The 22,100-nt window shown below is 42.8% G+C and carries 19 protein-coding genes; 16 read left to right on the plus strand and 3 right to left on the minus strand.

Going from position 1 to position 22,100, the window contains the following annotated elements:
* Window positions 1-332: 332 nt before the first annotated feature.
* Window positions 333-944: a transcriptional repressor LexA gene (lexA, locus tag AC0YOD_RS10200; RefSeq protein WP_475799154.1), complete on the minus strand. Its 612-nt coding sequence runs from the start codon at window positions 942-944 to the stop codon at window positions 333-335.
* Between the two features lie 157 nt (window positions 945-1,101).
* Between lexA and yneA the strand changes: the two genes are divergently transcribed.
* From yneA to AC0YOD_RS10240, 8 genes are all read left to right on the plus strand, one after another.
* Window positions 1,102-1,479 (plus strand): cell division suppressor protein YneA, encoded by a 378-nt coding sequence (yneA, locus tag AC0YOD_RS10205; RefSeq protein WP_475799155.1) that lies wholly within the window; start codon window positions 1,102-1,104, stop codon window positions 1,477-1,479.
* Between the two features lie 166 nt (window positions 1,480-1,645).
* Window positions 1,646-2,365 carry an ABC transporter ATP-binding protein gene (locus AC0YOD_RS10210; protein ID WP_475799156.1) on the plus strand — a complete coding sequence of 240 codons (720 nt, stop codon included), beginning with the start codon at window positions 1,646-1,648 and terminating at the stop codon, window positions 2,363-2,365.
* Entirely contained in the window at window positions 2,355-3,710 is a 1,356-nt protein-coding gene (locus tag AC0YOD_RS10215) for an ABC transporter permease (RefSeq protein WP_475799157.1), read from the plus strand. The genes AC0YOD_RS10210 and AC0YOD_RS10215 overlap by 11 nt, the downstream gene beginning before the upstream one ends.
* Window positions 3,711-3,736: 26 nt before the next feature.
* On the plus strand, window positions 3,737-4,819 hold the full coding sequence (locus AC0YOD_RS10220) for an efflux RND transporter periplasmic adaptor subunit (protein ID WP_475799158.1): 1,083 nt from the start codon (window positions 3,737-3,739) through the stop codon (window positions 4,817-4,819).
* Between the two features lie 118 nt (window positions 4,820-4,937).
* Complete coding sequence (locus tag AC0YOD_RS10225) at window positions 4,938-5,129, plus strand: DUF896 domain-containing protein (RefSeq protein WP_475799159.1); 192 nt, start codon at window positions 4,938-4,940, stop codon at window positions 5,127-5,129.
* Between the two features lie 46 nt (window positions 5,130-5,175).
* Complete coding sequence (locus AC0YOD_RS10230; RefSeq protein ID WP_475799160.1) at window positions 5,176-6,165, plus strand: aldo/keto reductase; 990 nt, start codon at window positions 5,176-5,178, stop codon at window positions 6,163-6,165.
* Window positions 6,166-6,192: 27 nt separating this feature from the next.
* Window positions 6,193-6,699 carry a hypothetical protein gene (locus AC0YOD_RS10235; RefSeq protein WP_475799161.1) on the plus strand — a complete coding sequence of 169 codons (507 nt, stop codon included), beginning with the start codon at window positions 6,193-6,195 and terminating at the stop codon, window positions 6,697-6,699.
* Between the two features lie 23 nt (window positions 6,700-6,722).
* Window positions 6,723-7,511, plus strand: coding sequence for an HAD family hydrolase (locus AC0YOD_RS10240; RefSeq protein WP_475799162.1), 789 nt, complete (start codon window positions 6,723-6,725; stop codon window positions 7,509-7,511).
* A gap of 107 nt (window positions 7,512-7,618) precedes the next feature.
* Here AC0YOD_RS10240 and AC0YOD_RS10245 read toward each other — a convergent pair whose 3' ends face one another.
* Entirely contained in the window at window positions 7,619-8,167 is a 549-nt protein-coding gene (locus tag AC0YOD_RS10245; RefSeq protein ID WP_475799163.1) for a 1,2-dihydroxy-3-keto-5-methylthiopentene dioxygenase, read from the minus strand.
* 206 nt (window positions 8,168-8,373) lie between these two features.
* Between AC0YOD_RS10245 and metH the strand changes: the two genes are divergently transcribed.
* Window positions 8,374-11,754: a methionine synthase gene (gene metH / locus AC0YOD_RS10250; protein WP_475799344.1), complete on the plus strand. Its 3,381-nt coding sequence runs from the start codon at window positions 8,374-8,376 to the stop codon at window positions 11,752-11,754.
* A 121-nt stretch (window positions 11,755-11,875) separates the two neighbouring features.
* The gene (rnz, locus tag AC0YOD_RS10255; protein ID WP_475799164.1) at window positions 11,876-12,805 is read left to right on the plus strand and encodes a ribonuclease Z; all 930 of its coding nucleotides are present in this window, start codon (window positions 11,876-11,878) and stop codon (window positions 12,803-12,805) included.
* Window positions 12,806-12,847: 42 nt separating this feature from the next.
* On the opposite strand, the gene AC0YOD_RS10260 is transcribed toward rnz, so the two are convergent.
* Complete coding sequence (locus AC0YOD_RS10260; protein WP_475799165.1) at window positions 12,848-13,459, minus strand: SdpI family protein; 612 nt, start codon at window positions 13,457-13,459, stop codon at window positions 12,848-12,850.
* Between the two features lie 231 nt (window positions 13,460-13,690).
* On the opposite strand from AC0YOD_RS10260, the gene AC0YOD_RS10265 reads away from it, so the two are divergent.
* The 6 genes from AC0YOD_RS10265 (at window position 13,691) to AC0YOD_RS10290 (ending at window position 22,057) form a co-directional block, all read left to right on the plus strand.
* Window positions 13,691-15,940 carry a DEAD/DEAH box helicase gene (locus tag AC0YOD_RS10265; RefSeq protein WP_475799166.1) on the plus strand — a complete coding sequence of 750 codons (2,250 nt, stop codon included), beginning with the start codon at window positions 13,691-13,693 and terminating at the stop codon, window positions 15,938-15,940.
* Between the two features lie 57 nt (window positions 15,941-15,997).
* Window positions 15,998-17,338 (plus strand): ribonuclease H-like domain-containing protein, encoded by a 1,341-nt coding sequence (locus tag AC0YOD_RS10270; RefSeq protein ID WP_475799167.1) that lies wholly within the window; start codon window positions 15,998-16,000, stop codon window positions 17,336-17,338.
* A gap of 85 nt (window positions 17,339-17,423) precedes the next feature.
* Window positions 17,424-18,236 carry a TIGR01457 family HAD-type hydrolase gene (locus AC0YOD_RS10275; RefSeq protein ID WP_475799168.1) on the plus strand — a complete coding sequence of 271 codons (813 nt, stop codon included), beginning with the start codon at window positions 17,424-17,426 and terminating at the stop codon, window positions 18,234-18,236.
* Window positions 18,237-18,275: 39 nt separating this feature from the next.
* Window positions 18,276-19,091, plus strand: a complete 816-nt coding sequence (locus AC0YOD_RS10280) for an Fpg/Nei family DNA glycosylase (RefSeq protein WP_475799169.1) — start codon at window positions 18,276-18,278, stop codon at window positions 19,089-19,091.
* A gap of 28 nt (window positions 19,092-19,119) precedes the next feature.
* Entirely contained in the window at window positions 19,120-19,482 is a 363-nt protein-coding gene (locus AC0YOD_RS10285) for a cyclic-phosphate processing receiver domain-containing protein (RefSeq protein ID WP_475799170.1), read from the plus strand.
* Window positions 19,483-21,040: 1,558 nt separating this feature from the next.
* Window positions 21,041-22,057 (plus strand): 23S rRNA (cytidine(2498)-2'-O)-methyltransferase RlmM, encoded by a 1,017-nt coding sequence (locus AC0YOD_RS10290; RefSeq protein ID WP_475799171.1) that lies wholly within the window; start codon window positions 21,041-21,043, stop codon window positions 22,055-22,057.
* The last annotated feature ends 43 nt before the right edge of the window (window positions 22,058-22,100 follow it).

A 22,100-nucleotide genomic window follows, 5' to 3' on the forward strand; every position in this document is an offset into this window, starting at 1 on the left:
GCTAGAAATTAGCTCTATTCTCCAAAAACTAACCAAAAACGGTTAATTAGAGCTAGAAATTAGCTCTAATTAGCCTCTTTTAACGTAAACTAGTCTCATTGACCATACCCCAAGTGAATAATGCTGAAAACTAGCTCTATTCCCGCCAAATTAACTAAAATCCGCTCAATAATATCTGAAACTTACTTAATGTTGACTCAATCAATGAATACTAACCTGCCGCTAGTATTCGTTCATGGGAAAAGAATACTTGTCCAAAACAAAGAACAGGCTGAATCCATGCGTGAGCATCGCGGATTCAGCCTGTTCTTTATGTATACGTGTATAATTCATTAGTGAATATCGCGGAAAAGTCCGATGACTTTGCCTAGAATCGTAACGTTTTGGAGCAAGATCGGTTGCATGGAGGTGTTCTCCGGTTGCAAGCGAATATGGTTTTTTTCCTTGTAGAAGGTTTTTACCGTCGCTTCATCATCCTCGGTCATAGCAACAACGATTTCTCCATTATTAGCGGTTTGTTGCTGACGTACGATCACGTAGTCGCCATCGTGGATGCCTGCATCAATCATACTTTCGCCCATAACATTTAGAATGAAGACGCTGCTGTCACCGACCATATGGGCGGGAAGCGGGAAATATTCTTCAATATTTTCTGTTGCAGTGATTGGTACACCGGCAGTTACCTTACCAACAATTGGCACATTGGCTACAGACGGAGTTGCGATTCCGTCGCCGTCTAAAATTTCGATTGCACGTGGTTTGGTTGGATCCCGGCGAATAAGGCCCTTCTTTTCCAATCGGTCTAAATGACCATGAACGGTTGAGCTGGATAATAATCCTACAGCCTCGCCGATTTCTCGAACGGAGGGTGGATAGCCTTTCTCCCGGACTTCATTCTTAATGAATTCAAGAATTGAATGTTGTCGGTTAGAAATCTTCGACACTGCAATCACTCCATTAGTAGATTTGTAGAAAATTATAACATAGAACCGGAGTTCGTACAAACATAAGTTCTTAGGTACAGAAGTTCGTATTTTTTGTTGACACCAAACGTCTGTTCGTGTAATCTTAAAACAGAACAAACGTTTGGGGTGCTGAGAGATGATAACGAGTCCAAGTTTTTATAAATCCATTCATAAGGCAGAAGAGCGCAATTCATTAATGCTCTTAAAGCGCAATAGTCTGAGATTTGTTAAGAGAAATATGGTTAAGATTGTAGTGAGCTTTGCGGTGTTTATTCTATTATTCACTAGTTTTCTAATTATGGATTCTGTTGCATCAGTTAGTCATCCTATGGAAGCAACAGCGGATGAGCAAGTTGTAACGGTATCTTCAGGCGACACGCTTTGGGGAATTGCTAAGAGCTATTCTGATGGTTCCGATGACATTAGATTTATCATACATATGATTAAAGATAGAAACGGTTTGCAAACCGTTGATTTGAAACCAGGACAAAAGATTATTATACCTGTCATTTAAATTTATCCAATAATACAATATAATAGACAAGTTATAACAACAAATAGAGCTTTCTGAGTGATAGATCAATAGAATCTATCTCATTCAGAAAGTTTTTTTGTTTGAACTGCAGGGGGAAGCAATAGTTTTGACGTCTATTAATAGGGAACTGAGAGGAGAGACTATATTGTTACGTGTAGAAGATTTGTCCCATTCCTTTAAAAATGGGAACGAAACGACAGTTGTATTGCAGAAGATTGGTTTTCACGTACATAAAGGGGAGATGATTGCCTTGCTAGGGAGCTCTGGCTCTGGTAAGTCAACGCTTCTTAATCTGATGGCAGGCTTGATGAAGCCAACAGAAGGCAATATTTTTATAGCGGATCATAATATCGTGACGATGAATGAGAATCAATTAGCCGAGTTTAGGCGTAAGCATATTGGTTTTATTTTTCAAGCTTATGAACTCATCGCGAATTTGACTGTACGTGAAAATGTTGAGCTGCCACTAGTATTCCAGTCGATGCAACCAACGCTGCGGAAAAAGAAAGCACTTGCTTTGCTAGAACAAGTGGGCATACCAGACAAAGCGGAATTATATCCGTCTCAGTTGTCAGGTGGACAGCAGCAGCGTGTCAGTATTGCAAGATCTCTGATCACTGAGCCATCAGTCATATTCGCAGATGAGCCGACAGGGAACCTGGATACGAAGACAGAAGAAGAGATTATTATGATTTTGAAACGATTGAATCAGACGATGGATACTACTTTTATTATCGTTACACATGAACGTGAAGTTGCCGCGCAAACAAAGAAAATTATATCGCTTCGCGACGGTTTTCTTGTGACGGATCAGGAATCAAAAGCAGAACCTATGCTCACAGGGGGAACAAAGCGTGAGAATTAGTGATATTACAAGGCTGTCATGGGATCAGGTGAAAAGAAGGAAGGTCGTAACGGCATTATGCGCAGCGGGCATTTCTATAGGATGTGCTGCAATTATTGTTGCGATGAGTATTGGTGAATCTGCTCAGCTTTACATAGAGAATCAAATGAACAGCTACTTAAATATGGATGAAATAACGGTGACTGAAAATAGCGGCCCCTCGCAAGGTGGTGGATCAGTAGGAGCAGAAGCTTCAGAATCTCGCAATCAAGGGAAATTAACGGAACAGAAGTTAAATTTAATGCGTCAAATCCAGCATGTTGCGGCTGCCGCACCGTATCAAACGTTAGATTACATGAATATGTCGACGATTGATAATATGAGCTCACAGTATCAAACGCAGATTATAGGTACAGATTTAGAAATGCTGACTGCTTTTGGAAACAAATTCTCACAAGGAGCGCCTTCTGATTTGACTGGAACGATCATTCTAGATTATGGAGCGACATTAGGAATGATTGACGAGGAAACAAGGACGAGCTTGATTAAACAAATAGATGCAAATCCTTATGATGAAGTGTTGATGGACAAGTATAACAATCTGAATAAGCAGCCAGCAGCATTATATCAAAAGCAAATACAATTACGTTTCTATACACAAAATGGTGAAAAATTAACCAGTCCATTGCGAGTGATCGGTGTACTGAAGAAGCCGGAAGGCGCCAACGAAGACAGCTTGATGTACAACAAGAAAGCTTACGTTTCGATTGAAACAGCTGAGATGCTCAAAAAAGAGCTGAAAATGGTCAATAGCGAGGATCAAAATTACAACTCCATAGTTGTAAAAGTAGATAACCAGAAAAATATTGAAGGTGTTGAAAAACAGCTTCAAAAGCTAGTCGTAACAACTCAAACGAATCTCTATCAGAAGGAACGGCTCAGTAATGAATTTAAGGTCATAAAAGCTGCGGCACTTGGCATTGGCGTATTTATACTTATCATTGCTTCTATTTCTATTGTCGTAGCGATGACGATGTCTACCTACCAAAGAAGACGCCAAATCGGAATTATGAAGGTGTTGGGCGCAAACCTTGCTCAGATTCGAAATATGTTTATTGTTGAAGCTGCGCTGCTTGGCTTTCTTGGCGGTTTGCTCGGTGTATTGTTCTCCTATTGGATTGTATGGGGCATTAATGGGTTAATAGGTGCTTTTTCCGATGAGAGGGATGCGGTTATTATTTTCATTCCGTTCATGACCATTCCAGTTGGCATGCTGTTCGCACTGGCTACGGGCGTGTTATCCGGTATCTATCCGGCTATTAGCGCTTCACGTACAGATGCTTTGACCGCAATTCGTCGAGACTAAATAAGTAAACAAAAGGGAGCATAACAATGAAGAAGAAAATAAAGTGGGGCATTATCGGTCTTATACTTATAGGCATAAGCTTTGGTTTATACAAGTTTGGAAATCCCTCTCGTCCATCGGATATGATGACAGACGTGCAGCCGATTACCTTTCAGGTTACGAAAGAAACGCTAATGAATACAATTGAAGTAAAAGGAAAATCATTATACGAACAAGAAACGTTAGTATACTCGCCGTACGGCTCGGAAGTAACACAGTGGCTGGTAGCAGATGGTCAGCAGGTCAAGAAGGGTGACATCTTATTTAAGCTGGACCAAACGTCAGTGAAGAATGAAATTGTTCAAATGGAAGCAACTATGAAGAAAGCTAAACTAGAGTCGGAGCTTAACGATTATTTGAACCAAATATCCACTGATGTGAAACCCCTTGAAACAACAGAGGATGATCGAAAAAAAGCATTTGCTGAGAAAGAAATGGCTCGGATTACAAATGAACTTAATGAAGTAACAGGTTCGATTCAATCAAAGGACCTTCAACAGAAGAAGAAGATGCTTAATGAAGCTACTTTTCTAGCACCTGCGACTGGGATTTTTCTGTTCGATAATCCTAATAAAAAGCCAATGGCGCTCGGAGACAATGAGTATGTAGGAAAGGTAGTCGATCTAAATAAGCTTCAATTCATTGCGCTTGTTGGGGAGCAGGATGTATTCCGAATTAAAGAAGGCATGCCTGTTGATGTGAAGATGAACGCAATGAAGCAGGAGAAGTTAAAAGGTAAAGTCATGAAGGTATCGAAATTTGCCAAAACAGGCACGGATCAAAATAGTATAGACCAGGCAGCGCAATTCGAGGTTGTCATATCATTGGAACCGAACCAATATCTGATTGCGGGACTTAGCTTGAACGGAGCTATTGAAACGGAAAGAAGAGAAATGACAACGGTAGTGCCTACCCTCGCGATTATGCGTGAGAAGGACAAATATTTTGTCAATTTCGATCAAGGAAACGGACAATTTGAGCGAAGAGAAATTAAGATTGGTTTAGAAACACCGGAGCTTACAGAAGTACTGGATGGATTAAAGGAAGGGGATCAAGTAGTCTTGGACTAATAAATAAAGTTCATTATTGCATTCTTTCTCCGCCAGTCTTTGCCTTGACAACCTATTGGTTGAAATGTCAAAGTAGTGAGTAGAGTATTTTTCAGCATGAGAGGGGTGGACTGAAGTCATGGAGATGGATAAAATCATAGCGCGAATTAACGAGCTTTCTCGTAAAAATAAAGCAACGGGCTTATCGGATGAAGAAATCACGGAAAGAGCCGAGTTAAGAAGCCAATACTTGAAAATTTTCAAAGGCAACTTTCGCCAACAGCTAGATAATATTACAATTGTTGAAGGTGAAGAAAAGACGAAGCACTAACTTTCGTTAAAGGTCCTCATTTCATATAGAATGAAAGGGTGATTAGATGAAATACAAGCTTCTGGGTAAAAGTGGACTGGCTGTATCTGAGCTGTGTTTGGGAACGATGACCTTTGGCAATACGACAAGCGAAGAGGATTCTATTGAAATGATTCATCGTTTTGTTGATCGCGGAGGAAATTTTCTGGACACAGCAAATGTATATGTAAATGGCCGTTCAGAGGAAATTGTCGGAAAAGCAATCAAGAAGAATCGTTCTGATATCGTTTTGGCTACGAAGGTTCGTATGAAAACCTCCGATGACATTAATGGAGTCGGGCTGTCCCGAAAGCATATCATGGATGGCGTTGAGGCTAGCTTAAGAAGGCTTCAGACGGATTATATTGATTTGTACCAAGTGCATGTATGGGATCATGCCACGCCTATTGAGGAAACGCTCCGTACGCTGGATGATCTCGTTACATCAGGAAAAGTGCGTTACATAGGTTGTTCTAATTTTTATGCATGGCAGTTGATGAAGTCTCTTGCTTACAGCGATGCAGCAAGATATGTCCGGTTTGTATCCATTCAACCCCAGTATAGTCTTGTAAGCAGACAAATGGATAGAGAAATGCTTTCTCTTTGTTTGGAAGAGAAAGTTGGGATTATTCCTTGGGCTCCGCTTGGTGGAGGCTTCTTAACGGGGCGCTATGACCGAAGTATACCGCAAGAGGGTCGACTAACCTCTAAAGTTGGAGAGAGTGCATGGGTCAATCGCGCACTTGATCAAAATTTTGATATTTTAGATGCGTTGCTGGAAGCTGCGAAAGCGCTTGGGAAATCACCTGCTCAGATCGCTCTTAGATGGCTATTGCAGCGTGAGGGTATTACCTCCCCTATATTTGGAGCAAGTAAATTAGATCAGTTCGAGGACAACATGGGTGCACTGGGCTGGGAAATGCCAATCGAGGTTTGGAATACGCTGGATAAGATTAGTGCTTTGCCAGATGATTATCCGAATCGGTTCATCGATAAATTTCGCAGACCGTTCCAATAGGGTTTTCAATTAGGAGGAGAGATTAGATTGTCACGTTCTTGGGAGCGCAAAGTGCGCAAAAATATGGAAACGGTCAATAAAAAACGCAAGAAGCAAGGCAATGGTCAAATTGTTTTAAATGCTGAGAAGTCGGATAAAATCGTTGGACGTAATTTTATTGCTCCAATTCTATTGATTTTATTTATCGGCTTGTATGTACTACTTATGCAAGGTTCGCCAGGCTTTAAGACGGATACTATGTTTTGGATTACAGTAGGCTGTTATATTTTGCTGGCATCTGTATTCTTTCTACGGAAACCTTACATTACAATCGGCAAAGACTTTCTTCAAACACGTCGTATGACAGGTGATAAAAGAATTACAGTTGATGCAATCAAAGGAATTAGTGTTCATAAGGGTCATGTGGTAGTCGAACAGCATAAAGGTGGAAATTGGGTTTTCTCTAAGTTGACTAATCGTTTCCCAACTGATGAAATTGCTGTTAAGCTTAAACATTTTGCACAAACAAACGGAATCACATATCAGGAAAAATAATAGGCAGGAGAGTTACGACGACAATGGTGAAAAAAGCGGTATTATTTGATTTAGATGATACATTACTGTGGGATGACCGCAGTGTAAAGGAAGCTTTCGATGCAACCTGTCAAGCGGCAGCAGCCGTAACAGGCATTGATCCATTGGAGCTTGAGGAATCGGTTCGCCGTGAAGCGAGAGCTTTATATGAATCGTATGAGACATTTCCATTCACAAAAATGATCGGTATCAATCCTTTTGAAGGCCTCTGGGCTCCTTTCCTTGAAGGGGAGCAAGAGGAATTCCGCAAGCTGGAGAAACTAGCGCCAGGCTATCGAAAAGCGGCTTGGACACAAGGACTCAAAGCGCTTGGCATTGACAACGAGGAGCTGGGAGCGAAGCTTGCTGAACAGTTTCCTGCCGAGAGACGTGCTCGTCCAATCGTTTACGAAGAAACATTCCGTGTTCTAGATGCGCTAAAGGGCAAATACAAATTGCTGCTTCTAACAAACGGATCACCTGATTTGCAAAGAGAGAAGCTTGCAGGAGTACCTCAGTTAACGCCATATTTCGATCATATTATTATTTCTGGTGAGTTTGGTGAAGGAAAACCGGCTGCTTCCATATTCAAGCACGCGCTTGAACGTCTTGGCGTAGAATGTGATCATGGGATCATGGTAGGGGATAAGCTAACGACGGATATCCTTGGAGCGAATACGATCGGAATGACATCGGTATGGATTAACCGCCATGGTGCCGTCCGTAACGATGAGATTATTCCGACCCATGAAATTAAACATTTAGAAGAGCTGTTACAGCTGCTTGAAGCGTAAAAAAATGCAGATGCAAAGACGGATAACGCCGTCCTTGCACATAAATAAGCCCCTCATAGGCAGCATAAGCTGCCAGACGAGGGGCTTGCATTATTTTAAAAATGATATTAAGACTGTTTGGAAGCGAACTTCTCATCTGCAAATGGATGTGCAATCCAGCCTTCAGTCTCAATGAAGAGACGCACAGCTACGATTTCACGATTGTCCATTAGAGTGAAGAAATGCGGCTTGTATTCTGGAACAGAAATAACATCGCCAGCTTCAAGCTCAACATCGAAATAACCAACATCATCCGTTCCCTTGATGATGAAAATACCGCGGCCTGCAGTAATGGCGCGTACTTCATCTTCTGTATGGGTATGAACGTTCTCAAATTTTTTGAGAAGCTCATCTAGGTTAGGCGTAGCATCGGACAATGCAATGATATCCCATGTTTTATAGCCGCGACGTGCTGCAAGATCTTGAATTTCTTCGTCAAAAGTTGCTAGAATTTCTTGTTTCTCTTCATCGGTGAGGGTAAACTTTTGTTGAAGACCTTCGGATAGCTTGCTTGGATTCCAGTGCTCATAAAGGACTTCTTGCTTATCTAGAAATGCACGGACATTCTCTTCACCTGTAATTCGTTCTTCTGTATTGCGAATTCTTATCTCTGCCATGAACATTCCCTCTTTTCCTATAGAAATTAAATGATATAATTATTATAAATCAAATAAAATGGATTGTCGATGGATATCCCTTTTCACACATCAGGCATTCTGATAAACTATATGTTAATGATTTTTCGGGGAAGGGTGTAGGAAACTTGTCGAAACCAACCATACAACAAGTGCTGAAGGAACGTATACTCATTTTGGACGGTGCAATGGGTACGATGATTCAGCAAGCTAACTTAAATGAAGATGATTTTGGAGGACCAGAGCTGGACGGCTGTAATGAAATGCTCGTTCTTACTCGTCCTGATGTTATACAATCGATTCATGAGCAATACCTTGAAGCTGGCGCAGACATTTTGGAAACGAATACGTTTGGCGCAACGAGTGTCGTATTAGCCGATTATGATATTCCTGAAAAAGCGAGAGAGCTTAACCTAGCTGCAGCCAAACTAGCAATTAACGCTTGTGCGAAATACAGCACACCAGAAAAACCGCGTTATGTTGCTGGAGCACTAGGACCCACTACGAAAACATTATCCGTTACCGGCGGCGTCACTTTCGACGAGCTTGTAGAGAGCTACTATGAGCAAGCGCTTGCACTTATTGAAGCAGGTGTAGATGCTTTGCTGCTCGAGACATCCCAAGACACGCTCAACGTTAAAGCGGGAAGCATTGGTATTCGCAACGCTTTTGACGAGTTAGGCAAGGAACTGCCATTAATGATTTCCGGCACGATTGAGCCAATGGGCACAACGCTAGCTGGTCAAACGATCGAATCCTTCTACATCTCTCTGGAGCATTTGAAGCCGATTTCTATCGGTCTGAACTGTGCGACGGGACCTGAATTTATGCGTGATCACCTTCGGACACTGAGTGAAATTGCTAATGCTGCAATAAGCTGTTATCCGAATGCTGGACTGCCGGATGAGAATGGTCATTATCATGAATCCCCAGAATCGCTGGCGAAGAAAATTTCAGCATTCGCTGAGCAAGGCTGGCTGAACATTGCTGGCGGCTGCTGTGGAACGACTCCTGACCATATACGAGCTTTAGCGGAGACAATGGCAACTTATGCACCGCGTACGAAGATGGGTGAACATCCCAATGCCGTATCGGGTATAGATACAGTGTTTATTGAGCCGGAAAATCGTCCCATTATGATCGGTGAACGTACGAATATTTCAGGTTCACGTAAGTTCAAACGGCTTCTAAAAGAAGAAAAATTCGATGAAGCATCTGAAATCGCAAGAGCACAGGTTAAAGGCGGAGCTCATGTCATCGATATCAACCTTCAAGATACGGATATTGATGAGGCTTATGCCGTTCATCAGTTCCTACCGCAGGTTGTGAAGAAGATCAAAGCACCTTTAATGCTGGATTCCACATATGATCATATTATTGAGCTTGGCCTTAAATACTCGCAAGGTAAAGCGATTATTAACTCCATTAACTTGGAGGATGGCGAGTCTAAGTTTGAGCAAATATTGCCGCTTATACACCGTTACGGCGCTGCAGTTGTTATGATTCTGATCGATGAGCGCGGCCAAGCAGTAACGCGTGAAGCGAAGATGGAAGTGGCGGAGCGTTCTTATAAGCTTCTTACTGAGAAGTACAAGATGAACCCTGAGGATATTATTTTTGATCCCAATATGTTCCCAGTTGGTTCAGGTGATCCGCAATACATTGGCTCAGCAGTGGAGACACTAGAGGGTATTCGGATGATTAAAGAAAAATTCCCGCTTGCCAAAACAATCCTTGGACTCAGCAACATCTCATTCGGTTTGCCTGATGCAGGACGTGAAGTGTTGAACTCCGTCTATTTGTATCATGCGACGAAGGCTGGTCTCGATTATGCGATTGTGAACACAGAGAAGCTGGAGCGTTATGCTTCAATTCCTGATCATGAGCGTAAGCTGGCTGAAGCGCTTATTTATACGACAACGGATGAGACTCTTGCTGCTTTTGTTGCTGCATTCCGCGACAAGAAAGTAGAGAAGAAAGAAAAGATTTCAAATCTAACGCTTGAGGAACGACTTGGCTCCTATGTGGTTGAAGGCACGAAGGAAGGGCTTATTCCAGATTTGGATGAGGCGCTTAAGAAATATTCGGCTATGGATGTTATCAACGGACCGCTTATGCGCGGGATGGAAGAGGTTGGCCGTTTATTCAACGGTAATGAGCTTATCGTTGCGGAGGTTCTGCAAAGTGCAGAGGTTATGAAAGCATCTGTTACTTATTTGGAACAGTTTATGGAGAAGAACGAATCCTCCGTTAAAGGTAAAATTATTTTAGCTACTGTAAAAGGCGATGTGCATGACATCGGTAAAAACCTAGTTGAAATTATTTTATCAAACAACGGTTACAAAATAATTAACTTAGGCATTAAAGTACCGCCTGAAAAGCTCATTGAGGCCTACCGTAATGAGAAGGTTGATGCTATTGGATTGTCAGGTCTACTCGTTAAATCGGCGCAACAGATGGTTATTACCGCGCAGGATTTACGGACAGCTGGAATTGACGCACCAATCCTAGTAGGCGGAGCAGCGCTCACACGTAAGTTCACGAAAACAAGAATCGGTCCTGAATATGACGGACTCGTTCTGTATGCGAAGGATGCTATGGACGGTCTTGATATCGCGAACAAGCTTATGGACCCTACTCAGCGCACAATAATGGAAGACGAAATGGCTGCTTTCAAAGCATCGGGCGGGATGGATGTAGAAGAGAAAAAACCTTTACCTACACTAACCCGTGCTGTTCGTTCCAAAATATCGCCTGATGCGCCAGTGTTTGCACCGCCGGATTTGGATCGTCATGTGCTTCGTGATGTTCCTATTCCTCATATCATTCCTTATGTGAACATGCAGATGCTGCTTGGTCATCATCTCGGATTGAAAGGCAACGTAGATTCGCTTCTAAAAGAAGGAAATGAGAAGGCTGTTCAGCTTAAGGCAACGGTTGATGAGATCCTTCACAAAGGCGCTACCGAAGGCATTGTTAAAGCACACGGAATGTACCGGTTCTTCCCGGCTCAATCTTCAGGCAATGATGTTATTATCTATAATCCTGTTGATCCGAAACAGGAAATCAAGCGATTCACATTCCCGCGTCAGCAGGTTGAGCCTTATCTATGCTTAGCTGATTTCTTGAAGTCGGTCGAGAGCGGTGTAATGGATTATGTAGGTTTCCTTGTTGTAACAGCAGGCCATGGCATACGTGAATTGGCTAATGAATGGAAGGATAATGGTGATTATCTTCGCTCACATGCGCTGCAATCTGTTGCGCTTGAAGTTGCTGAAGGAATGGCAGAACGTGTCCACCATATGATGAGGGATATTTGCGGTTATCCGGATCCAGCAGAAATGACAATGAAGCAGCGTCATGGCGCGCGCTACCAAGGTATTCGAGTATCCTTCGGATACCCTGCATGCCCTAATCTAGAGGATCAAGAGCCGTTATTCCACCTCATGCGTCCGCAAGATATCGGCGTTGAATTGACAGAAGGCTGTATGATGGAGCCGGAAGCATCTGTTTCTGCGATGGTATTTGCTCATCCGGAAGCACAATATTTTAACGTAGAAAAGCTTTAGCATTATAAGGAAGTACGAAGAAGATGAGCCCTCCAGCCTTCGGTTTGCCGAGCTAGAGAGGGCTCTTCGTTTCATTCTGGTCAACGTCGGGCAAACTGCAAGAGAGCGAGGTGACTGAAATATGAAAATATGGTTTTTGGGAACAGGTGCGGGAAGACCGAACAAGCATCGTAATGTGACAAGTATTGTGCTTCAACTGCCGGAGCCGAGAAATGGCTGGTGGTTGTTTGATGCTGGTGAAGCAACGCAGCATCAGCTTATGCATACACCGCTAAAGCTAAATAAGCTGGAAGCCGTTTTTATTACACATTTGCATGGTGACCATATTTACGGTTTACCTGGTTTGTTAAGCAGCCGTTCCTTTGATGGCGGTATAACACCGGTTCAGCTTATTGGTCCGCCTGGTCTGAAGCAATATATTGACACGGTATTTGCTTTAAGCGGTACGCAGCTTGATTATGAGCTAGTCATTCATGAGGTAACTGGCGACGAAGGGATTATTTATGAAGATCCTCGTTTTAAGGTAGAGGTAGGCAAGCTGGAGCATCGTGTGCTCTGCTTCGGTTATCGTGTCGTAGAATTGGATCAACCGGGCAAGCTGCTCGTTCATAAGCTGAAGGAACTAGGTATTGTAGAAGGTCCCTTATACGGTAAGCTAAAGCAAGGACAACCCGTTACTGCGCCAGACGGCAATGTCATTCATACGGAGGATGTAACCGATCCAGTCCAAAAGGGAAGAGTGATTACCGTGCTTGGAGATACAAAGCCCTGCAGCAATGCATTAAAGCTTGCTGAAGGAGCTGATTTGCTTGTACACGAGGCAACCTTTGCCAAGGGAATGGAAGAGAAGGCACATGAGTTCGGGCACAGCACAACAGCGGAAGCTGCCGAAACGGCACGGTTAGCAAAAGTGAAGCAGCTGGTTATGACGCATTTTAGCGGACGGTACAGCAATGATGATTTGAGTGATTTGGAGATAGAGGCAAAGCAGGACTTTGAAAACGTTACTGCTGCACGTGATTTGCTAATGATTCCGATAAAGAGAGCATGACAAAAAAACGCGGGAGCATTGTCCCGCGTTTTTTTGTTCGTTTTAATTCTCTTGCTTTGAGAAGTAGTAAGAGAGATATACAGAGCTGAGAACAGGTACGACAACGATGGTAAGAAATAGAATCATTTGAAAAGGAGATGGTATAAATGCGGTACCAATCATCAAGAGACCGCATATGCCAGCTATTCTTGCTGCAGCTCTATGCGTCTTAATCCATACGGATTCATTTGCTAGTGTGTGCACGGTCTTAATTCCGATATCACTGTTAGGTGGAATACGTGACATATAATTAGCAATTGTTATAAAAAGGATCCCAACCATGGGGAGGACAATTTTTGACATATCAACGTCTAATCCATAGCCAGAGGCGATAATGACACCGTGCAGAACGAGCAGGCCGAGCATGAGTACATTTTGAACGATTAGAATGCTTGATTTGAAATTTTGATAGTTTTGTTTTCGAGGAAGAATCATCGTTAAGAGCGTCATTATACCTGGGAGAAGGAATAAGGCGAATGCTTTGCTCGCTTGATCATTAGCCTCATGGTTAATATCCCAGTGAATCGGCATCATTTCAGGCATATCAGGATAGACGACTATGCTTGCTGTGATAGAGCCAACGATGATGAGCCAGGATAAAATACTTCGTTTCATTCCGCTCCATACCCTTCGGATTTGACTTGCTGAAAGGAAATCATCCAATTCACTTTAACGCATACCCATCATGCTGTCAAAGGGAGAAAATGCTGCATAGAACACAACTCATATCAAACGATGATCCTGCTATGAAATGACGTTTTATTTATGTAAAATAAGACCAGAAGGAAAGACTAGTAAAGCGAACAAATATTCGCTAAAATATAGCCTACAGAGAGGTGAAAGGTTATGTTTAAAAAGAAATCACTTTCCGAATTAATAGACCAATTAAGAGTCAATGAAAATATAATCAATTGGCATGAAATCGAACCGCAAGATGCCAAAACGAAGCCGATCCCTGATAGTGTAGATTCTAGAATCACATCGGCTTTAAATAAAAGAGGAATAACTGAGTTATATACACACCAATATTCAGCTTATGAAACGTTGCAAAAAGGTGAGAACATAGTAGCCGTAACCCCAACAGCTTCTGGAAAAACGCTATGCTACAATTTGCCCGTCTTACAAGCGATAGCTGCAGATGATTCTTGCCGCGCTCTTTATCTCTTTCCTACAAAGGCTTTGGCTCAAGACCAAAAAAGTGAACTGAACGAAATTATTAATGAAATGGGAATTGATATTAAAAGTTTTACCTATGACGGGGATACAGCCCCTGCGATTAGACAAGTTGTTCAGAAAGCAGGACATATCGTCATCACGAATCCAGATATGCTTCATTCCGCCATACTTCCGCATCATACAAAGTGGGTTAGCCTTTTTGGTAATCTCAAATATATTGTAATCGATGAATTACATACCTATCGGGGTGTTTTTGGCAGTCATGTAGCAAATGTGATCAGGCGGTTGAAGAGGATATGTAAATTTTATGGCAGCAATCCGATATTTATTTGCACTTCTGCTACTATTGCGAACCCGAAAGAATTGGCAGAGCAGCTAACAGGCAATCCTATGCGATTAATTAACGATAATGGGGCGCCGCGAGGAAGAAAGCATTTTGTATTTTACAACCCTCCTATTGTAAATAAACCGCTAAATATTCGGAAAAGCGCAACTGTCGAAGTAAATAACTTAGCGATGGAGTTTTTGAAAAACAAAATTCAAACCATTGTATTTGCTCGAAGCCGGGTTAGAGTGGAGATCATATTGAGCCATCTGCAGGGTCTCGTGAAGAAAGAAATTGGGTCGAATTCCATAAGAGGCTATCGTGGAGGCTATCTTCCAAAACAACGCAGAGAAATCGAGAAGGGGCTTCGAGATGGCGAGATCATGGGTGTAGTCAGCACAAATGCTCTAGAGCTAGGTGTAGACATTGGACAATTACAAGTCTGTGTGATGACAGGGTATCCCGGCAGTGTTGCAAGTACATGGCAGCAAGCCGGTCGTGCTGGAAGACGTCATGGCGAGGCGCTTGTGCTAATGGTTGCCAGTTCAACACCAATTGACCAATATATCGTTCAAAATCCAGAGTACTTTTTCGATCGTTCACCCGAATCCGCCCGTATTAATCCAGAAAACCTGTTAATACTAGTCGATCATCTAAGATGTGCAGCTTATGAAATTCCTTTTCAAAGGGGTGAGGAATTTGGTCCGCTGGATGTCATGGATATAATGGAATACTTAGTGGAAGAAAAAGTTTTGCATCAACATGAGAATACGTTCTATTGGGCACATCAATCATTTCCGGCTAGCAATATAAGCCTTCGTTCGGCTTCACAAGAAAACGTTGTAATTGTTGACCAATCAGATGTTGCAAACGTTAGGATTATAGGTGAGATGGATCGGTTCAGTGCTATGACTCTCCTGCATGATGAAGCGATATATTTGCATGAAGGGGTACAATTTCAAGTCGAAAAACTAGATTGGGAACATAAGAAAGCTTATGTTAGACAAGTGGATGTAGAATATTATACTGACGCTAACCTTGCCGTTCAACTTAAGGTCATGGTAATAGACAAGACAATTAACAGAAGAACAACAGCTGTAAATTTCGGTGACGTTGCCGTAAATATGCTGCCTACGATTTTTAAGAAAATAAAGCTTACTACATTTGAAAATGTAGGCTATGGTCAGATCTTTTTGCCCGAAGAAGAACTGCACACGAGTGCAACTTGGATTGAGTTGAGGGATGTTCATTCAGACATAGAGACAAAGACGTTAGAACAATTGTTATTAGGCATTGCTAATGTACTGAGACATATCGTCCCTATTCATGTGATGTGTGATAGAAATGATATTCATGTCGTATCTCAAATTAGAGCAGCTCATACGCAATTGCCGACTATTTTTATGTATGATCATTATCCCGGCGGGATTGGATTAGCTGAAGATGTTTTCAAAAGGTTTGATGAAGTCATAGCTGCAGCCAAAAACCTCATACGAAAGTGCCCATGTGAAGATGGTTGTCCTTCCTGTATAGGTACGGAAATTGAAGGAATCAATGCGAAGCAAAAAAGCGTTCAGTTATTGGAGGATTTATGATACACGGCGGCAAGGGACAAGCTCTTGTGCTTCTGAAAGCAGGGGAAGGAGTATAGGATGAGCGGATTACGAGATCGAATGAATCGTTTGCGTGGGATAAGCAATGAAAAGGATCAGACGGTGCTTCCTATAAATCCCGCAAGCGATATTGAAGAAGTACTAACAGTTGAAACGGACGAGAAAGATTCCAATAATGCAAGTGATGATCTAGAAGATAAGGAAGAGTTGTCACCTGTCTGGGATACATTTGGCGTTAAGCTTCATACGAACGAGATTGGAAGCTTTTTACTTCGTAAAATCATTTATCCAAGCAACTTCCAACATGGACACCATTCGCTTGAAGAGCTTTATCCTGCAGCACCAGGCTTAACTTCGTTTCACCCTGATCAGACTTCTGCAGCGGAAGAGGTACTCTTTTTGGATTTGGAAACAACAGGTTTAGGTGTAGGAGCAGGGAACATTCCGTTCATGGTCGGCATAGGCTATATGTCAAATCAACAATTTGTAATCGAGCAAACCTTGATTAGGCATCCTGCCGAAGAGAGGGCAATGCTGACCTATTTATCTGAAAAGCTTCAGCATTTTACTTATCTTGCCACTTACAATGGAAAGACTTTCGATTGGCCTCTCGTAAAGAGTCGATTCATTATGAATGGGTTTGGACGTGAAATTTGGGAGCCGAAGCACCTCGATTTTCTACACCCTTCCCGATCAATATGGAAAAACACATTGGTCTCATGCAAGCTTAGCCATGTTGAAGAGGAGAGGCTTGGTATCCAACGACATGAGGATGTTCCAGGATCATTAGCTCCACAGCTCTATTTTCAATATTTGGCGAATGGTGATCCAGCTCCGCTTGAAGGTGTATTTCAGCATAATGAGACGGATATGCTGTCGCTTGCTTGCTTATCCATTCGGTTTGGTCATTTACTAAATGGGAACATACGTGATTACATTCCACTGCCGGATGAGCCGGAAGAAATGGTGCGTACTGGACTATGGCTTGAACGTATGGGAAACAGTGAGTTATCCGAGCTTTTATTCGAGCTGGCGCTGAACACATCGGAGGCAAAACCATCTTCGCTTGTTATGCTTGCGGCGCGAGACAAGAAGGCTGGAAATTGGAAGCGTGCTGTGGTATTGTGGCAGAAGGCAATTATTCTATCATCTTCTAATTTTGGAGCTGCCGCACATGAAGCAAGCATAGAGCTTGCGATGTATTATGAGCATAAGCTTAAAGACTATGAGTCTGCTTTGGGTCATGCGAACTCTGCGTTAGAGCATGCGTTGAACCATGCGATGCTGCAGCGTCGAGACAGCAAGAAGCGCGCGGAGCTTGAAGCGCTGCGAAATCGAATTACGAGATTACAGCGTAAGTCTGATAAGAAAATACAATAAATGTCTTAATTCATAATAGAACAGAAACGTAAGCTGCCCGCCTTTAAGACGGAAACTGCTGTTTACGCTTTGGAGGTGCGATGCTATGACAGAGAAACTGCCTGAAATGCGCGGTTTACTCATTGATCTCGATGGAACCTTATATCATGGTACGCACCGGATCGACGGTGCTGATACGCTCATTGCTTATTTAGCAGAAACGAAGCTCCCGTATCGTTTTGTGACGAACAACTCATCTGCAACGCCAAAGGATGTAGCAGATCGATTAATGAATATGGGCATCCCAGCTATTCCAGAGGATGTTTGTACATCCGCGCAAGCCTCCGCTGGTTATATCGCTAGCTTAAGGCCAGGAGCATCTGTATTTGTTATTGGTGAAGCGGGGCTTAGGCATGCTGTCCAGGAAGCAGGCTTGCTTCTGACAGAGGAACAGCCGGATTTTGTATTACAAGGCATTGACCGCTCCCTAAATTATGAAACATTAACGAAGGCTGTCCGTTATATTCATGGAGGAGCAACATTTATTTTAACTAATCCAGATTTGCTTCTGCCATCTACTGATGGTTTGATTCCAGGAGCAGGCTCCATTGGTGCCATGCTGACTGCAGCAGGGGGCAAGGAGCCTATTGTAATTGGCAAGCCTTCATCCATTTTAATGAAGTATTCATTAGAAAAAATAGGATTGAGCGCTGCTGAAACATGGGTAATTGGCGATAACATGGCTACGGATATTGCTTTTGGCCATAACGCTGGCTGCGGTACGATTCTCGTACTGACGGGGCTCACCAATGAGGAGAATATGGATTATTATATGGAAAAAGCCGGCTGTAAGCCGGATGTTGTTTGCAATCATCTAGAGGAGCTTCGTTCGTATATTTCCGACCATAAAGGATTATAAAGAAACGTAACGAGAGCCAGAGGAAGGAAGAGAGCTTTCATGCAGGAATTGCCTGAGTTATACGTATACCGGTCTTTGCTCGCTGAAAAATTCGCAGGAGCCCAAATTACCGGTATCGAGGTAACCAATCAAAAAGTTTTTCAAGCAAGCGAAGAACAATTGATTCGGGATGTAGTTGGCAAAGTGATTTGGTTTATTGAACGCAGAGGCAAGCATTTGATTTTTCATTTGGACAACGGAAAGCGGATCCTGCTGCTCGTCGGACAGGGCGCACATTTATACAAAGGAACAATTGAGGATCAACCAGATCGCACAGCAAGTGTGAAAATCCATTTCGGAGAGCAAATCTTGTATTTTGTCGGACTTCGTACTGATGAAATGCAGCTTCTTACAGTGAAGGAAGTCGAGGAGCAGTTGAAAAAACTAGGACCAGATCCCCTCGAGAAGAGATTGACACTTGAGCGTTTCGTGGAACGTTTTGCGAAAAAACGCGGTTCTATCAAAACTGCTTTAATGGATCAAAATGTGATCATGGGAATCGGAACAGTCTATTCTGATGAGATATGCTATGCAGCTGGCTTGCGCCCAGACGCAAAAATTCCTGTGTTCGAGAAAGAAACTTGGGAACGGCTTTATGAAGCGATGCATAGTGTGTTAAAGGAAGCGATTTCACACGGCGGTGCGGGCGAGCAGCCTTTTGCAGCTGATGATCATTTGACTGGCGGCTATAGCGATCAATTTCAAGTTTATAACCGTGAAGGCGAAGTCAACGCACGCTGCGGAGGAACGATCGAGAAAATAGATGTATCCGGTCGTAAAGCATTCGTTAGTCCCGACTGTCAGAAGGATCAATGAATCTAAAGGATGGACGGAGGATTCAATCATGATTCATGTTTATTTAGATGATTACCGAACTTGCCCAAAAGGCTTTGTATTAGCGAGCAATGCCGAGGAGTGCAAGCAACTGATTGATCTCGAATCGATTGATATCCTCTCGCTTGACTACGATTTGGGCTGGAATCAGCCTACAGGCTATGAAGTCGTACGCCATATTGTAGAGAGCGGCCGTTACCCGAAGCGAGTCTACCTTCACACATCCAGTGCAGCAGGACGGATGCAAATGTACCACCTGTTAGCAACGAACGGCCCAGACACAATGAAGTTGTCCAATGGCCCGATGACGGACGCGGTATTAAAAGAAGTAGCTGGTCAAGTGTATTCTTCGAGTAGAGGCCCGAAGCCCTGAAAGTGCGCTTACACCCAAACCCTATTAGGGGTTTATAACACCCGGACCTCATAAAGGTCTATTAATACCCAAACCCTAAAGGGCTTATTAACATCCAGACCCTAATAAGGACTTACTAGCACCCAAACCCTAAAGGGCTTATCGAACCCACCCAAACCCTCCCTTCCAAGGGAGGGCTCCAAGGGTTGCACCCTCTGGACACCTGCGGAAGGAAAACGTTTGAGTCGGACAGGCGTTCGATAGCTTATCGGACATAAGGAGCGCTTTCGTCCCTTTGGGACACGCTTTCAGTCGAGGGGAAAGAGTGAGTTTGTTAAGTACATTAAGTACATAAGTGCATATGGTTTGCTAGTTGCCTTTCTCTCCGAACGGGGGCTAGGTCTTATTAGTTTCATTTTGTAAAACTAATAGAAATTTTTGTTTCGAAATCGTTTATTTAGTTTCACAAATGATAACTAAATGAAGAATTTTCGAAGCATTTTTTATTTTTGCAAGGTTTAGTTTCACTAAATGATACTAATTCAGTTATAATGCATGCATAGATTATTTTAATTTCATTTAGTGAAGCTAAAATATAAATGATTATTAACAAATCACCCGATCCCAAGTAAAGCGTGTCCCCAGGGACGAAAGCGAGCATAAGCACAAAAGTAACTCAAATGCTACACACAAACTCGAACGTTATGCTGGTTTAATGGGCATGTTCACTTAGTAACAAAAATGCACTCAAGTTAAGCGTGTCCCAAGGGACGAAAGCGAGCATAAGCACAAAAGTAACTCAAATGCTTCTCGATCAATCCAACGTCATGCAGGTTTTGGTGTATGTTCACTTAGTAACTAAGTGAGCTCCTAAGTTAAGTGTGTCCCGAGGGACGAAAGGAGCATAAGCACAAAAGTTACTCAAATGCTTCTCGCTCAATCCAACGTTATGCAGGTTTAAGGTGTATGTTCACTTAGTAACCAAGTGAGCTCCTAAGTTAAGCGTATCCCAAGGGACGAAAGAGAGCATAAGCACAAAAAGAAACTCAAATGCTACACACAAACTCGAACATTATGCTGGTTTAATGGGCATGTTCACTTAGTAACAAAAGTGCACCCAAGTTAAGCGTGTCCCAAGGGACGAAAGCGAGCATAAGCACAAAAGTAACTCAAATGCGTCTCGATCAATCCAACGTCATGCAGGTTAAGGTGTATGTTCACTTAGTAACAAAAGTGCACCCAAGTTAAGCGTGTCCCCCAGGGACGAAAGCGAGCCCATCACCAAAATACCTCAAACTCGTCGCATTAGCTCTCACATTGCACTTTTGCGGGTTTCCAAAGGGTGCAACCCTTGGAGCCCTCCCTTGGAAGGGAGGGTTTGGGTGGGTTCGAAAAGCCTTTAAAGGTTTGGTTATTAAGCCTTTAAAGGTTTGGTTATTAAGCCTTAAAAGGTTTTGTATAAAGCCTTTAAAGGTTTGGTTATAAACCCCTTAGGGGTTTCGGGTTAAATTCCCCCTATAAAAAGGGGTCCGAGGGGAATCCCCCTCAAATTAAATTAAAATGTAAAAGGAGCATAACAGTGACTCAATGGATCGGAACAGCTAATCAAAGTTATGCGCCATATGCTATGGAAGAGCTTCGACGTCTTATAGATGGTTTGGCTTTCACACAGCTTGCGGCAGGGGAAGTATTTCTAATGAATAGTCCGCAGGGACGGGAAGAGACACTGCAGGCTATTCATGGACAAGAGCCGATTTTTTTACGGCATATACAGCCTGTTGATCGAACCTTAGAAATTTCAGGCAATGCAAATGACTTGGAGCAATTGTCGGATATGGTTCGTCATGCCGTACTGACATTTAAGGATAAACGTACTGCTGTTCATATTAGAAGAACGTCAAAATCAAATTTTGTATATTCTGCTTCTGATACGAAAGCCGTTTTGGATGCTGTGTTGGAAGAGGTAGGCGCTGAGCCGGTTGTACAACAGCCGGATATCATTTTAGCGATATATGCAGCTGTCGATGCTTTGTATGTTGGTTTTGGCACACCTTCAGAGATGTTGTCTGATTGGCCGGGCGGAGCCGTACGTTTTCAGCGTGAGGAAGGACAAGTCTCCCGTGCAAAATTTAAGCTGCTTGAAGCGGAGCGTCAATTTGGACTTCAATATGCGCAATATAGAAATGCACTAGATGTCGGCGCAGCACCCGGCGGCTGGACATCTCTACTATTGGAACGAGGGTTACATGTAACTGCGGTTGATCCGGCGGAGCTTCATCCTTCATTAATGGCTTATCCGACATTAACCTATTTAAAACGTAATGCATCAGAAGTTAAGTTTACTCCCGATTCATTTGACTTATTAGTTTGTGATATGAGCTGGAGTCCCATGCTGATGTGCAAGCTTGTACTTGATCTTGAACCAGCACTGAAACAAGGTGCAACTGCGATTATTACGGTCAAGCTCATGCATCGAAAACCGCTTCAAACAATCAGAGATGTCATTTCTCGATTATCAACCGAATTTGTACTTCAAAAAGCAAAGCAGCTATTCCACAATCGTGAAGAAATCACGCTCTATTTGCAGAAAAAATAATGCGAGTTGCCCTTCTAAATAGGAAGGGCTCTCTTTTCTAAGT

The organism is Paenibacillus sp. J31P13 (assembly GCF_056269295.1).